Origin of the sequence: Vibrio satsumensis (assembly GCF_050337435.1) — a bacterium.
GTDB lineage: Bacteria > Pseudomonadota > Gammaproteobacteria > Enterobacterales > Vibrionaceae > Vibrio > Vibrio satsumensis.
In genome coordinates this window covers 47,596-62,680 of record NZ_JAKJSX010000011.1, presented here as the reverse complement: position 1 = coordinate 62,680, position 15,085 = coordinate 47,596, and the positions used below count along the sequence as shown (strand labels likewise).

The 15,085-nt window shown below is 46.6% G+C and carries 7 protein-coding genes; all 7 read right to left on the bottom strand.

What is annotated here, in order from left to right; translation table 11 throughout:
• The 7 genes from L4C44_RS15220 to gltB (L4C44_RS15190) all read right to left on the bottom strand — a co-directional run bounded on the left by L4C44_RS15220 (window position 1) and on the right by gltB (L4C44_RS15190) (window position 14,712).
• Complete coding sequence (locus L4C44_RS15220; protein WP_428805327.1) at window positions 1-954, bottom strand: cobalamin biosynthesis family protein; 954 nt, start codon at window positions 952-954, stop codon at window positions 1-3.
• A 10-nt stretch (window positions 955-964) separates the two neighbouring features.
• On the bottom strand, window positions 965-1,660 hold the full coding sequence (gene mtnN, locus L4C44_RS15215) for a 5'-methylthioadenosine/S-adenosylhomocysteine nucleosidase (RefSeq protein WP_017630246.1): 696 nt from the start codon (window positions 1,658-1,660) through the stop codon (window positions 965-967).
• 126 nt (window positions 1,661-1,786) lie between these two features.
• Window positions 1,787-2,215, bottom strand: coding sequence for a DUF1499 domain-containing protein (locus tag L4C44_RS15210; protein ID WP_171366878.1), 429 nt, complete (start codon window positions 2,213-2,215; stop codon window positions 1,787-1,789).
• 159 nt (window positions 2,216-2,374) lie between these two features.
• Complete coding sequence (locus L4C44_RS15205) at window positions 2,375-3,787, bottom strand: FAD-dependent oxidoreductase (RefSeq protein ID WP_428805326.1); 1,413 nt, start codon at window positions 3,785-3,787, stop codon at window positions 2,375-2,377.
• Between the two features lie 16 nt (window positions 3,788-3,803).
• Window positions 3,804-8,267, bottom strand: a complete 4,464-nt coding sequence (gene gltB / locus L4C44_RS15200; protein ID WP_428805325.1) for a glutamate synthase large subunit — start codon at window positions 8,265-8,267, stop codon at window positions 3,804-3,806.
• Between the two features lie 428 nt (window positions 8,268-8,695).
• Window positions 8,696-10,165, bottom strand: coding sequence for a glutamate synthase subunit beta (locus L4C44_RS15195; protein ID WP_017630242.1), 1,470 nt, complete (start codon window positions 10,163-10,165; stop codon window positions 8,696-8,698).
• Complete coding sequence (gene gltB / locus L4C44_RS15190; protein ID WP_428805324.1) at window positions 10,165-14,712, bottom strand: glutamate synthase large subunit; 4,548 nt, start codon at window positions 14,710-14,712, stop codon at window positions 10,165-10,167. The genes L4C44_RS15195 and gltB (L4C44_RS15190) overlap by 1 nt, the downstream gene beginning before the upstream one ends.
• Window positions 14,713-15,085 lie beyond the last annotated feature (373 nt).

Here is a 15,085-nt window from a genome sequence, read left to right as displayed (position 1 = left end):
TTAAATCCCTTGGTGAATAATGAGTAAGGCTAGGCTTTGTAAGAATATCCAGATAGCGATGCGACCAAAAAGTAGCTTTTGAACCTGAGATAAATGCAGTGCTGATGGGGCGATTCTGCCGCCTAATTTTGCTCGAATGGCTTTGGTGTTGTCATAAATGGCAGGGCCACCCAATGATAACTCCAGCTTGTTCCCTACGGCTGTAATTAACCATGCCGGGCCGGGTAGAGGCCAAGAGCGACTTTGAACAAGCATCATCTTAAATGTATGAGACGCTTTATCACCACAGACGATCATCAAGGCAAATAAGCGCATGGGTATAAATTCTAGGATAGCGACGATCTTGATTGCCGTTGAGCCAAAAGGAGAGAACTGCTTACGGCTTGGTGACCAAGCTCGAGCTAACTCGACGATCAGGCGATACATCAATGCAGCGATACCACCACCGATGGCGTACCAGAACAAGACACAAACCACGTTACGAGCGTAACCCATGATGATGGTTTCTGTGGCGGCTTTGCCTAGGCCAAGTGATGAAAGTGATTCGGTCTGACGATTGACAATCGGAGCCAGTAATTGACGAGCGGTAGTTTTATCCTCTCGGCCAAGTGCTTTGATCAGTTGATTCGCTAGCTTTTCATTATTACGCCAATCAATCGCGAGTAATAACAGTGCTAACTCAAACAGTTGAGATTGCCAAACCAAAGGTTGCAAGGCCAACAGGATGATCAGAGTTGGTAGTACCATTAATCCCCAGGCTAATGTGCCTGAGATTAAGCTTTGGGAATAGTTTTGGTTGTTATTAACCTTGCTTGCTAAAAGCTCAGCAAACTTATGCCATAAGGTCGTGGGGTGTGCGGCATGAGGGATAGGTAAGATTAAATGAAAAAGCAGTGCTCCCCACATTACAAGGAGCACGCCATTTGCAAATACCTGATCAAACAGTGTTTGCATGTCTAGTCGCTTACTTTAGTAGGGCAACCATTTTGATAACCATTTCAGAAGAGCTTTGCGCTGCTAGTGGCAGGAATTCTTCGAAACTCATTGGTGATTCTTTGTCTGCAACGTCAGATATTGCACGAACAACCACGAATGGTACTTGGAATTGGTGACAAGCTTGAGCGATAGCAGATGCTTCCATCTCTACAGCAACTACAGATGGGAAGTGCTTACGGATAAACTCTTGGCGCTCTGCTGTGCAAACAAATGCGTCGCCAGTACAGATAAGGCCACGAACAGCGTGCTTATCTTCCATTTGAGATAGCGCTTGTTCAGCAACTTGCATCAGTTTGTCGTCAGCTTTGAACGCTGCAGGTTGACCTGCCATTTGACCAATTTCGTAACCGAAAGCCGTAACGTCTGCATCGTGGTGACGAACTTCAGTCGAGATAACCACATCGCCAAGGTTCAGTGTTGAGTCAAAACCGCCAGCAGAGCCCGTGTTTAGAACGACATCTGGTTGGTATTCGCTTAGCAGGATTGAAGTACCAACTGCTGCTGCTACTTTACCAATGCCTGATTGAAGCAAAACAACGTCAACACCATTTAGCTGACCAGAGAAAAAGGTACAACCGCCTTTATTAACTTCAGTAATGTCTGAAATAGCTGCTTTTAGGATCGCAACTTCTTGCTCCATTGCGCCAATGATGCCGATTTTCATGTGTAGTCTCTTAATTAAAAATATTTAAACAGTAGAGCGAAATTGTAGCATGGATAAGAAGCGTCGAGCGACTGCCCAGAAGCACTTCTCATCCGAATAGTGTGGATTTACTCCAGTATTCTTTGTCTATTTGATTAGACCTTCGCTTTGCAAGCTAGCACGAAGTTGTTCTGCTCGTTTACGGTTCACACCAAAATCAGAGTAGCCCGTACGAGACTCGGAGCGAACGATGAGCTTGTCTCCATCGACTTTTAACTCAAGGTCATCGACAAAGCGCATGATGCGTGATGTGCACTCAACACGCAGGTAATCATCGGTTTTGTTGGCCGTTTTCGCGCCCGGCAAAGTCAGAGCTACTTGCTCAATGGCATCAAGGTTTGCTGAATCGGATAGTTCGTACGCAGCCAAAGCATGTTGTTCACGGTCATCTTGTGTTGATACGCAATTTGGTTTGTCACCACAAGGTGATGAGGTTCTGTCTTTCATGTCCGTGATTCCTTGGCTGCAAGCGGTTAATGTTAAAAGTGATAGCGAGAGGAGAGCGGCTTTTTTCATAGTGTTTCCTATGGCTTGTTTTTAATTCTAATTGTAGTTATCGGAATTGGCTTGTTTGCTGTTTTTTGTTGTGCTTGTGATAAACGTATCGAACTTAAAAAAGGATCCATAATTGGATCCTTTTTTATAGTAACGAACTGAGTAATAAAGGAAACCTACTCACACTTCTAGGTAATCTAATATCCCTTCAGCGGCTTTGCGGCCTTCATCGATAGCGGTCACCACCAAGTCAGATCCTCGAACCGCATCACCACCAGCAAAGATCTTGCTGTTGGTGGTTTGATATTGAAATTCTTGTTGTCCGGGAGCCTTGATACGCCCCCATTGGTCGAGTTCTACACCAAAAGGTTCTAGCCATTCCATTGCATGAGGTTGGAAACCAAATGCCATGATTACGGCATCAGCCTCAAGAACATGCTCACTGCCTTCAACTGGTTCTGGACGACGACGTCCTGCATCATCCGGTTCACCCAAGGCTGTTTTCACCACTTTGACGCCGGTAACGTGACCTGATGAATCGGTTTCCAGTGCTAGTGGCTGAAGGTTAAACATGAACTTCACGCCTTCTTCTTTCGCATTTTTCACTTCGCGACGAGAGCCCGGCATGTTCGCTTCATCTCGGCGATAAGCACACACAACATTCGCGGCATGCTGACGTATCGAAGTTCGGACACAGTCCATCGCCGTATCACCACCACCAAGCACGACCACTTTTTTGCCCTTCATGTCGATGAATGGCGTTGGGTTATCCAGTTCCATTACCTTATAGGTATTGGAAACAAGGAATGGTAGAGCATCATAAACGCCCGGTGCGTCTTCGTTGTCTAAGCCAGCACGCATGTTTTTATAGGTACCGACACCTAAGAAGACAGCATCGTAATCATCGACAAGCTGCTGAAGTTGTATATCTTTGCCTACTTCGGTATTCATTTGGAACTCAACGCCCATCTCGCTGAAGATACGGCGACGATTTTCCATGATGCCTTTCTCAAGCTTGAACGATGGAATACCAAACGTCAGTAGGCCACCGATCTCTGGGTATCGATCAAACACAACAGCTTTCACGCCATTGCGAACTAAGATATCAGCCGCCGCCAGACCTGCAGGTCCCGCGCCGATGATAGCGACCTTTTTATCAGTCCACTCAACGTGAGACATGTCTGGCTTCCAGCCCATCTCAAACGCTTTGTCGTTAATGTATTTTTCAATATTGCCTATCGTTACTGCGCCGAAATCATCATTGAGGGTACAAGACCCTTCACACAATCGGTCTTGAGGACAAACTCGACCACATACTTCTGGCAGGCTGTTGGTCTGGTGAGACAGTTCAGCGGCTTCGATAATACGTCCTTCATTGGCAAGCTTGAGCCACTGAGGGATGTAGTTGTGAACTGGACATTTCCACTCACAATAAGGGTTACCACAATCTAAACAGCGGTCTGCTTGTGCTTTGGCTTGTTGTTTGGTGAAAGGTTCGTAGATCTCTACAAACTCAATCTTACGTATCTTGATTGGTTTCTTCGCTGGGTCTACGCGATTCACATCAATAAATTGGTATACATTCTGGCTCATTATTGGCTCCTTCCAATTATTGCGCTTGAACACGAAGTTCAGCTGAGCTGCGGCTTTGGTGGCCGAGCAAGGTGTTGAGATCCGCCGTCTTTGGTTTCACTAGGTAGAACTTCGGAATCCATTCATCAAAGTTCGCCAGAATAGCTTCAGCGTGCACTGAGCCAGTTTCTTCTAAGTGCTCTGCAATTAAGCCCCGCAGATGTTCTTGGTGGATATATAAGTCAGATAGAGAAAGCGCCTCAACCGACTCGTTGTTCACTCGGCCTTGGAAGTCTTCGTTCTTATCCATGACATAAGCGAAGCCTCCCGTCATACCTGCACCGAAGTTCACTCCGGTTGCGCCAAGAATGGCAACAATACCGCCTGTCATGTATTCACAAGCGTTGTCACCTGCACCTTCAATCACCGCAACGGTACCTGAGTTACGTACGCCAAATCGCTCGCCTGCAGTACCCGCAGCGAACAGCTTGCCTCCGGTTGCGCCATACAAACAAGTGTTGCCTATGATGGTCGCTTCGTTACAAGTAAATGCGGTGCCTTGGTGAGGTTTGATAACCACTTTGCCGCCAGCCATGCCTTTGCCAACATAGTCATTGGCATCACCTGTTAGGTAAAGCTCTACGCCACCTGCGTTCCAAACTGCAAAAGATTGGCCTGCGGTGCCATCGAGGTATAACTTGATTGGTGAACCTGCCATCCCTTGGTTGCCGTATCGCTTAGCAATTTCGCCAGAGATACGAGCGCCAATCGAACGGTCTGTGTTGATCACGTTGTAGTAAAGGCTGGTGGATTGACGTTTCTCAATCGCATCGAGTGCATCATCAAGAATCTGTAGATTGAGTTGAGCCTTATCAAACGGTGCGTTTGGTTCTGTCCAAAACAGTGGGTGACCTTCTGGAGAAACTGGAGCTTCGAGTATTGAAGATAGATCGAGTTTGCTCTGTTTCGCAGTGAGGCCCTGAACGGCTTCAAGCAAATCAGTACGACCAATCAGATCAGTAAGTTTCTCTACGCCAAGTTCTGCAAGGTACTGGCGAACTTCATCGGCTAGGCCAGTAAAGTAGTTCACCACCATGTCTGGCAGGCCTTTGAAGTATTCACGGCGTAGCGTTTCATCTTGAGTCGCAACACCCGTTGCACAGTTGTTTAGGTGACAAATTCGTAAGAACTTACAACCCATCGCGACCATTGGTGCGGTACCAAAACCAAAGCTTTCAGCACCGAGAATCGCGCCTTTAATCACATCAAGGCCAGTTTTCAGACCACCATCGACTTGTAGACGGATCTTATGACGAAGCCCGTTAGCAACCAATGCTTGCTGGGTTTCCGCGAGCCCTAGCTCCCAAGGACAGCCAGCGTATTTCACCGAAGTCAGTGGGCTTGCCGCGGTACCGCCGTCGTAACCTGAAATGGTGATCAGATCCGCATAGGCTTTTGCCACACCTGTTGCAATCGTGCCGACACCCGGTTCGGATACTAACTTCACTGAAACTAAGGCTTTAGGATTCACTTGTTTAAGGTCGAAAATCAGCTGTGCCAAATCTTCGATGGAATAGATATCGTGATGTGGAGGAGGGGAAATCAGCGTGACCCCTTGAACAGAGTATCTCAGTTTGGCGATTTCTGCCGTGACTTTATGACCTGGCAGCTGACCACCTTCACCGGGTTTCGCACCTTGCGCGACCTTGATTTGCAGAACATCTGCATTGGTTAAGTAATGCGGTGTTACGCCAAATCGACCAGACGCAATCTGCTTGATGCGCGAGTTGCGGTCAGTCCCAAAGCGTCGTGGGTCTTCACCACCTTCACCAGAGTTGGAGTAGCCTCCTAATCGGTTCATCGCCATAGCCAGTGCTTCATGAGCTTCTGGGCTCAAAGCTCCAATCGACATCGCAGCCGAGTCAAAGCGCTTAAACAGATCGCTACTTGGCTCTACTTGCTCAAGTGTTAGTGGTTTATCGGCTTTTTTCAGGCTCATTAAGTCACGTAACATTGCCGCAGGGCGAGCATTTACCTGTTTAGCAAAAGATAGGTAATCCGAAGTTTCGCCAGTTTTAACTGCGGTTTGCAGTGTGCCAACTACATCTGGGTTGTAGGCGTGATATTCACCGCCATGGACGTATTTCAGTAAACCGCCGTGTTCGATCGGTTTGCGCTTAGTCCACGCTTTACGAGATAAGTTATAGATATCTTGTTGGAAATCGCTAAAGCTTGCGCCTTGGATTCGTGTGGTAACTCCGCGGAAACAGAGCTTAACAACATCGGAATGTAGGCCAACGGCTTCGAAAAGTTGCGAACAACGATATGAAGCAATCGTAGAAATACCCATCTTCGACATGATCTTATACAGACCTTTGTTGATGCCGTTTTGGTAGTTCTGCATCGCGGTACGATAGTCTTTATCTAAAGAACCATCATCCAACATTTTACCTAACGCTTCATAAGCAAGGTATGGATAAACCGCGGTCGCACCGAAGCCAAGTAGAACTGCGAACTGATGTGGGTCACGAGCAGTGGCTGTCTCAACCACGATGTTGGCATCACAACGCAGGTTAGTATCAGCAAGCCTTGTTTGAACCGCGCCAACCACCATGGCTGCAGGGATCGGTAGTTTGCCTTTTTCTAAACCTTTGTCCGATAGCACAACTAAAACCGCACCCTCACGGACTTCTTGTTCCGCGCTATCACATACCGCTTTGATCGCTTGTTCGAGATCTTGATGATTCGGGTCGTAGTGCATGCTGAGAATGACATGACGGTAATGTTTCTGACTTAACTGCAGAAGCTGTTGCATGTCTGAGTAAAGCAGTACTGGTGAATCAAACGTCACACGATAGGCGTGACCGTCTGTTTCACAGAACACGTTCATCTCTTTACCGATACTGGTCGCCAAAGACATCACGTGTTTTTCACGCAATGGATCAATCGGAGGGTTGGTGACCTGTGCAAACTTCTGACGGAAGTAATCAGTAACCAGACGCTCTTTTGAAGAGAGAACAGCCATCGGAGTATCATCGCCCATTGAGCCTACTGCTTCTTGCCCCATATCACCAAGTACACGCAGTACTTGGTCGGACTCCTCGTTGCTCATCGCAAACTGTTTTTGGTAGGTCTTGAGCGTGTCATCGTCAAAGCTACGCTTACCAACTTGGTCATCTTGCAACGCAGAAAATGGCGTTAATTTGTGAACATTCTTTTCCATCCACTCTTTATATGGGTGGCGGCTTTTGAGGTCATTATCGATTTCATTAGATTGCCACAGTTTGCCGCGGCGAGTATCTATCACCAGTAACTCACCTGGACCAACACGACCTTTTTCTGCAACTTCATCCGGTGCGTAGTTCCAGATACCGACCTCAGATGCCAGTGTGATTAGATTGTCTTTGGTAATCACATAACGCGCTGGTCGCAGGCCATTTCTATCAAGGTTACATGCGGCGTAACGACCATCAGAAAGTACGATGCCAGCAGGGCCATCCCACGGTTCCATGTGCTTGGAGTTGAAGTCGTAAAAGGCACGCAGATCTGGGTCCATGTCTGGGTGATTTTGCCAAGCGGGCGGCACAAGCATGCGCATCGCTCGGAACACATCCATACCACCGGCAAGGAACAGGTCGAGCATGTTATCTAGGCTTGATGAATCTGAGCCTGTCTCATTCACAAAGGGTGCAGCCGTTTGTAAGTCGGGCAGCAACGGTGAAGAGAATTTATAGGCACGAGCCTTGGCCCATTGGCGGTTACCTTCGATGGTATTGATCTCACCATTGTGCGCCAAATAGCGGAATGGTTGAGCCAGTGGCCAGCGTGGTTGTGTGTTAGTTGAGAAACGCTGGTGGAACAGACATATTGCCGATTCCATACGTAAGTCTGCAAGATCGAGGTAAAATCGCGGAAGATCGGCGGGCATACACAGACCTTTGTAGACCATTACCTGTGTTGAAAGGCTACAAATATAGAAATCTTTGTCTTCGGTGATCTGCTTTTCAATTCTGCGACGAGCAATGTATAGGCGGCGTTCGATATCACGCTCACGCCAACCGGCAGGAGCAGAGATAAACACTTGCTGAATATTAGGAACCGAGTCTTTTGCGATTGGACCCAAAACGTCGGTGTTAGTCGGCACGACACGCCAACCTGCAACGGTGAGTGTCTCTTGAGCGAGCTCTTTATTGACGATGTCTTGCGCGGATTGCGCTTTGATTGGGTCTTGGCTGAAGAAAATCATGCCGACAGCGTATTGCTTGCCGAGGTTGAAGTTATTCTCTTCTGCGATAATTCTGAGGTACGAGTCTGGCTTCTGTAGTAATAAGCCACAGCCATCTCCGGTTTTACCATCCGCAGCGATACCACCACGGTGTGTCATGCGATCTAGGGCTGAAATAGCAGTTCTTACCAACTTATGACTAGGTTGGCCTTCCATTTGCGCTATTAAACCAAATCCACAGTTGTCTTTTTCAAGACTAGGATCATATAGAGCCATTGCAATTCTCCCTTTTGCTTCTCTGTCATCCAGACAGTAAATGACTAACTATTCATGTACTTGTTGTTTTTTATAAACTGATAGTTTGCTTTAGCCAGTTAAAACGTTATTGGTTGTGTTAACAAAACCGATTGATTTTATTTTCATCAGCTTTACAACGTATAGCTAATTGTGTTTAAGGTCAAGTTCATGGTTAATTATCATGCATAAACGCGATTAGCCACTTAATAATCTAAAATAGTCGATGGATATCAATGAGATATGCAAGGTGAATGTTAATGATATTTAACATATACAACAGGGTGTTTTTGAAAACGCCGAAGGCCAGATAGAAAAAAGGCTAGCATCGAGTGCTAGCCAAATATAAAAGTTAGGAAGGGTGTTGCTTTTCCTCTAGGCTAACGTCATTGACGCTAGCCCGAGAAATATTATGCGGAAAGCATGAGTGAATCAGCTTTCGCTTCTAAGTTTGAGTTACCCATTAAGAAGTCATCAATAGCAATTGCACATTCACGACCTTCATTAATACAACGTACCACTAGAGACTGACCTGTACGCATATCACCAGCAGCGAAAACGCCTTTCTGGTTAGTTGCGTAACCTTCAGAAGCGACGTTACCGCGCTCGTCCAGTTTAATGTCTAGTTGAGCTAGCACACCTGTTGGCTCTGGGTGTAAGAAACCCATCGCTAGGAATGCCATATCACAAGGGATAACACGTTCAGTGTTCGCCACTTCATCAAAGCTTGGGCGCTCACCAGGTTTCGCATCTTGCCAAACGATGTCAGCAATACGTAGACCAGTTACTTGACCTTGCTCGTTACCGATGAACTCTTTGGTTAAGATGTTCCAGTGACGTTCACAACCTTCTTCGTGAGAAGTTGTTGTTTTCATGATCATTGGGTATTGAGGCCAAGGCATATTTGCAGGGCGCTTCTCAGGTGGGATCGGCATGATCTCTACCTGAGTAATGCTTGCTGCTTTATGACGATTTGATGTGCCCACACAGTCAGAACCCGTATCACCACCACCGATAACCACAATGTGCTTATCTTGAGCGTGAATCTCTTCTGTTTTTAGGTCTAAGTCGTTGGCACGACGGTTGTTTTGACCAAGGAATTCCATCGCAAAATGAACGCCTTTTAGCTCACGACCAGGAATTGGTAGGTCACGAGGAACCGTAGAACCACCCGTTAGCAGTACCACATCAAACTCTTGGCGTAGTTGTTGAGCGTTAACATCAACACCGATGTGCTGGTTCACTTTAAACTCAACGCCCGCTTCAGCCATTAGATTGATCTTACGATCGATCACGTCCATACCCAGTTTGAAATCTGGGATACCGAAACGCAGTAGGCCGCCAACTTTCTCGTCACGTTCAAATACAGTTACTGAGTGACCAGCACTGTTTAGTTGCTCAGCAGCGGCTAGGCCAGCAGGACCTGAACCGATAACAGCTACTGTTTTACCTGTGCGAGAACGAGGTGTTTTAGGTTTTGCGTACCCTTCACGGTACGCAGTTTCTACAATTGTTTTCTCGATATTACAGATAGTGATTGGGTCTTGGTTGATCCCCAGTACACAAGCACTCTCACAAGGAGAAGGGCACACACGGCCTGTAAATTCAGGGAAGTTATTGGTTGAGCTTAGGATGTTCCAAGCCTCTTCCCAGCTGTCACGGTAAACCGCGTCATTGAATTCTGGGATGATGTTACCAATCGGACAACCGCTGTGACAGAAAGGTACGCCACAATCCATACAACGAGATGCTTGAGTATTGATCTTGTCACCAAACTCTTCGTTAAGTACGAACTCTTTGTTGTCTTCGATACGAACTGACGGGTCGAGCTTCTTTGGAAGCTCACGACCGTGTTCTAAAAATCCAGTAGGCTTACCCATTATACTGCCTCCACTTCTTCCGTTTGTGCTTGTTGTGCTTCAGCTTTACGCTTCTCAAGAACTGCTTTGTAGTCGCGTGGCATTACTTTAATTAGTGATGCAACACTTGCTTCAAAGTTGTCTAGGAAAGACTGAGCAACTTCACTTCCTGTGAATTCAACGTGCTTGGTTAGCATATCTAGTAGAAGATCTTTATCTTCTTGTTCAATTGGATCTAGGTCTACAAGTTCAGAGTTAAGCTTGGTTTCGAAGTCGCCCGCTTTATCCCAAACATAAGCGACACCGCCACTCATACCCGCAGCAAAGTTACGACCTGTTGAACCAAGGATAATAGCAACACCGCCAGTCATGTATTCACAACCGTGGTCACCAACGCCCTCAACAACAACCTTCGCACCTGAGTTACGAACACAGAAACGTTCACCAGCCATACCGCGAATGAAAGATTCACCTGAGGTTGCGCCGTAGAAACATACGTTACCAACCACGATGTTATCTTCAGCAACGATAGAAGATTTCGCATCTGGGTACAGCACCAAAGTACCGCCAGACAGACCTTTACCCCAGTAATCGTTCGCGTCGCCTTCTACTTCGAACTTAACGCCTTTCGCAAGGAACGCACCGAAAGATTGACCAGCACTACCGTGGAACTTAACGTTCATTGGTTGTGGTAAACCTTGGTCTTTGTAAACCTTCGAGATTTCGTTCGACAGCATGGTACCTGCAGAGCGGTCTGTGTTGATGATAGGGAAGGTTGCATTTACGGCTTCACCTTTCTCAAGTGCAGGAATCGCAGCTTGAATCAACTTACGGTCGAGAACATCTTCTAGGTTGTGGTTTTGTTGTGTCTGGTTGTAGATACCATCTTCTTCACGAGCCTGCTCAATGTGCAGTACAGGTGTTAGATCTAGGTTCTTGTACTTCCAGTGGCCGATGTCGTCACGAACTTTAAGTTTGTGCGATTGCCCCACCATCTCATCGATAGAGCGGAAGCCAAGTTCAGCCATTACTTCACGTAGGCCTTCAGCCATGTATTGGAAGAAAGTCACTACGTCTTCTACGCGGCCGTCGAAACGCTCACGTAGAGTCTTATTCTGTGTTGCGATACCAACAGGACATGTATTCTTGTGACACTTACGCATCATGATGCAGCCTTCAACAACCAATGCTGCTGTTGCTACGCCCCATTCTTCTGCACCAAGTAGTGTTGCTACTGCAAGGTCACGTGGTGTTTTCATCTGACCATCAGACTGAACAACGATACGGTTACGTAGGCCGTTTTTCAGTAGTGTTTGGTGCGTTTCTGCTAAACCCAGTTCCCAAGGCAGACCAGTGTGACGGATAGAAGACATCGGAGATGCACCCGTACCACCATCAAAACCTGCGATAAGTACTACGTCAGCTTTTGCTTTTGCTACACCCGACGCAATCGTACCTACGCCTGCTTCCGATACTAGCTTCACGTTTACACGGCCGTTACGGTTCGCGTTTTTCAGATCGTAGATTAGCTGAGCCAAATCTTCGATTGAGTAGATATCGTGGTGTGGCGGTGGCGAGATAAGACCTACGCCCGGAGTCGAGTGACGCGTCGCGCCGATCCAGTCATCAACCTTATCACCAGGTAGTTGACCACCCTCACCAGGTTTCGCACCTTGAGCCATCTTGATTTGCAGCTCATCAGCGTTAGATAGGTAGTAAGACGTTACACCAAAGCGACCAGAAGCCACCTGTTTGATTGCTGATCGTTCCCAGTCACCGTTTTCTTTACGTTCGAAACGTGCTGGGTCTTCACCACCTTCACCTGAGTTTGATTTCGCGCCAATGCGGTTCATCGCAACAGCGAGTGTTGAGTGAGCCTCATGCGAGATTGAACCAAAGCTCATTGCGCCAGTAGCGAAACGCTTAAGGATGTTCTCGATTGGTTCTACTTCTTCTAGAGGAATAGAGCCTGCAGGGTTCTTGATGAAATCAAGTTGGCTACGTAGCGTTGCTGCGTTGTCGCCTTGGTCATCGACTGCTTTTGCGTACTTCTTGAACTGGCCGTAATCTTTGTTACGCGTCGACTCTTGAAGTAGAGAAATCGTTTCTGGGTTGAATAAGTGTTTCTCACCACGTTGTTTCCACTGGTAAACACCACCAACATCAAGGATTTGAGCTGGGATTTCACGAGCTGGGTAACCAACACGGTGACGAACAAGCACTTCACGTGCGATATCGTCGATCGTTAGACCTTGGATACGAGAAACAGTACCAGTGAAGTATTTTTCAACCACTGATTTGCTTACACCAAGTGCTTCAAAGATTTGTGCACCGTGGTAAGACTGCAGCGTAGAGATCCCCATCTTAGAGAAGATCTTCAGTAGACCGCCGTTGACACCTTTACGGTAGTTATCGAAGAACTCACGTGGGTGTACGTTTGGATCTAGCTTCTTAGTACGTTGCAGTTCAACAATCGTTTCAATCACTAGGTATGGGTTAACTGCGTTCGCACCGTAACCGATAAGCGTTGCAAAGTGGTGTGTTTCACGAGCATCACCCGTTTCAACAACGATGTCACACTTAGCACGTAGGCCTTTACGGATTAGGTGGTGGTGAACCGCGCCAACTGCCAGCATTGCTGGAATAGCAGCGTGGTTAGAGTTAACCGCACGGTCTGTTAGTAGGATGATAGAGTAGCCATCAATCACGGCGTCTTCTGCGTATTGGCAGATACGCTTAAGTGCGCGCTCTAACTTACCTTGGTCGCCGTTTGCTTGGAATACGATATCTAGCGTCTTCGCTTGAAGGTGCTCGTTATCGATTGCACGCAGCTTTTCTAGCTCAGAGTTAGAAAGTACTGGAGACTCAAGCTCTACCTTTTGACAGTGCTCAGGTGTTTCAGCAAGTAGGTTCTGATCTTTACCTAGGTAAGTGTTTAGAGACATAACCATACGCTCACGAATCGGGTCGATCGGTGGGTTAGTTACTTGTGCAAACAGCTGCTTGAAGTAGTTTGAAAGGTGCTGCGATTGGTGAGAAAGAATCGCTAGCGGCCAGTCAGCCCCCATTGCAGAAAGCGGCTCATAGCCTGTTTTCGCAAGAGGTAGAATAATTTCGTTCACTTCTTCAGAACTCACGCCAAACGATTGCTGTTTGTGGAGAAGTTTCTCTGGAGAAGGTTGGCTAAATTCGTTGCTCGCATCTGGTAGCTTTTTCAAGCTCAGAAGGTTCTCTTCAACCCACTTTTCGTAAGGTTGTGCTTTAGCAATGCTGTCTTTCACTTCTTCATCAGAAATGATGCGGCCTTGCTCAAGGTCAGCAACAAAAATACGACCTGGCTGTAGACGACCACGGTACTCAACGTTTTCAGGTGCGATCTCAACAACACCAGACTCAGACGCCATTACTAGGAAGTCGTCTTTTGTCACTGTGTAGCGAGAAGGACGCAGACCGTTACGGTCAAGTGTTGCACCTACTTGAACACCATCGGTGAAACATACAGATGCTGGGCCATCCCATGGTTCCATAACGTTCGCGTGGTACTGGTAGAACGCGCGACGAGTTGGATCCATGTTTTTGTTTTCTTGCCATGCTTCCGGGATCATCATCATCAACGCGTGTGGCAGAGTACGACCTGAAAGAACAAGTAGCTCAAGCGCCATATCGAAGTTTGATGAATCCGAACTACCTTCCTGACAGATAGGCAGTAGCATGTCGATTTCAGCTTGTGTAAACAGATCCGATTCAAGGATCGCTTCACGTGCTTTCATCCAGTTCAGGTTGCCGCGAACCGTATTGATTTCGCCATTATGCGCGATGTAACGGAAAGGCTGAGCTAGACGCCAACGTGGGAATGTATTGGTAGAGAAGCGAGAGTGTACCAGTGCTAGAGCTGTCACCATGGTTGGATTTTGCAGGTCTAGGAAGTACTGAGGAACTTGTTCAGTTGTTAGCTGACCTTTGTACACCAATGTCTTGTAAGACATAGAGTTGATGTAGAAGTCATCACCGATATTTGAAACGCTTTCTAGGCATACACGAACTGTGTAGTTACGTAGAACATACAGTTTACGCTCAAGCTCTTCTGGTGTGATACCAGGGCCGCCAGAAATAAATACGTGTTCAAATTGAGGTTCAGTGCTTAGTGGGTCAGCACCAATCATTGAATTGTCAGTTGGAAGTTCTCGGTAACCGATAACTTCTAACTCAAGGCGTTGTGCATTGCGTTCTAGAATGTCACGACACTGTGCACGTTTGTGTTCATCTTTAGGGAAAAGTACAACACCAACACCATATTTTTCAAAAGATGGCAGCTTAATTCCAAGCTTTACGGCTTCTTCTAGTAAGAATTCGTGCGGCTTCTGTAGCAGGATACCTGCACCATCACCAGAACACGGATCGCAGCCTTGGCCGCCACGGTGTTCCATACGTGCAAGCATATCGAGTGCTTGAGTTACTACATCATGAGATTTGCGATTCTTTAGATGCGCAACAAAACCGATACCACAAGCGTCATGCTCCAATTCAGGAGTATACAGACCCTGTGAGTTCTGCTCTTGATCTACCATAGATACATCCTTCCAGTTAAATCTAGGCGCAACTTCTTTGTATAAAGTCAGCCTTGTCCTTTTATATTTATGGGTCTAAACCTGCCTATGCTGGCGGTTTGAATCCTTTCCGTATCTCGCAGGAAAAGTATTGCGAGAAAAACAATCCTTAGTGATATCCGTTTATTTTTAACCACAAACTAGTGGTTTATATAGGTGGGATATGGATATCACCGACTTATTAGCAAGTTTTAGTTGTAAGTAAATACTCAAAAATAGCCAATATGTGTAAGTATCCTACAATTTTGTTTAGGCGAATTGCAATGAAAGTTGAACCATGTAGACCATTTTTTTCGTTTTATTTTGAATTTAATGTCTAACAAATGTGCAACAT

What these genes read in the sequence shown, in the direction of transcription:
- mtnN (WP_017630246.1), bottom strand. Translation starts at nt 1,660, where the DNA reads ATGAAAATCGGCATCATTGGCGCAATGGAGCAAGAAGTTGCGATCCTA.
- gltB (WP_428805325.1), bottom strand. Translation starts at nt 8,267, where the DNA reads ATGGCTCTATATGATCCTAGTCTTGAAAAAGACAACTGTGGATTTGGT.
- L4C44_RS15205 (WP_428805326.1), bottom strand. Translation starts at nt 3,787, where the DNA reads ATGAGCCAGAATGTATACCAATTTATTGATGTGAATCGCGTAGACCCA.
- L4C44_RS15220 (WP_428805327.1), bottom strand. Translation starts at nt 954, where the DNA reads ATGCAAACACTGTTTGATCAGGTATTTGCAAATGGCGTGCTCCTTGTA.
- L4C44_RS15210 (WP_171366878.1), bottom strand. Translation starts at nt 2,215, where the DNA reads ATGAAAAAAGCCGCTCTCCTCTCGCTATCACTTTTAACATTAACCGCT.
- L4C44_RS15195 (WP_017630242.1), bottom strand. Translation starts at nt 10,165, where the DNA reads ATGGGTAAGCCTACTGGATTTTTAGAACACGGTCGTGAGCTTCCAAAG.
- gltB (WP_428805324.1), bottom strand. Translation starts at nt 14,712, where the DNA reads ATGGTAGATCAAGAGCAGAACTCACAGGGTCTGTATACTCCTGAATTG.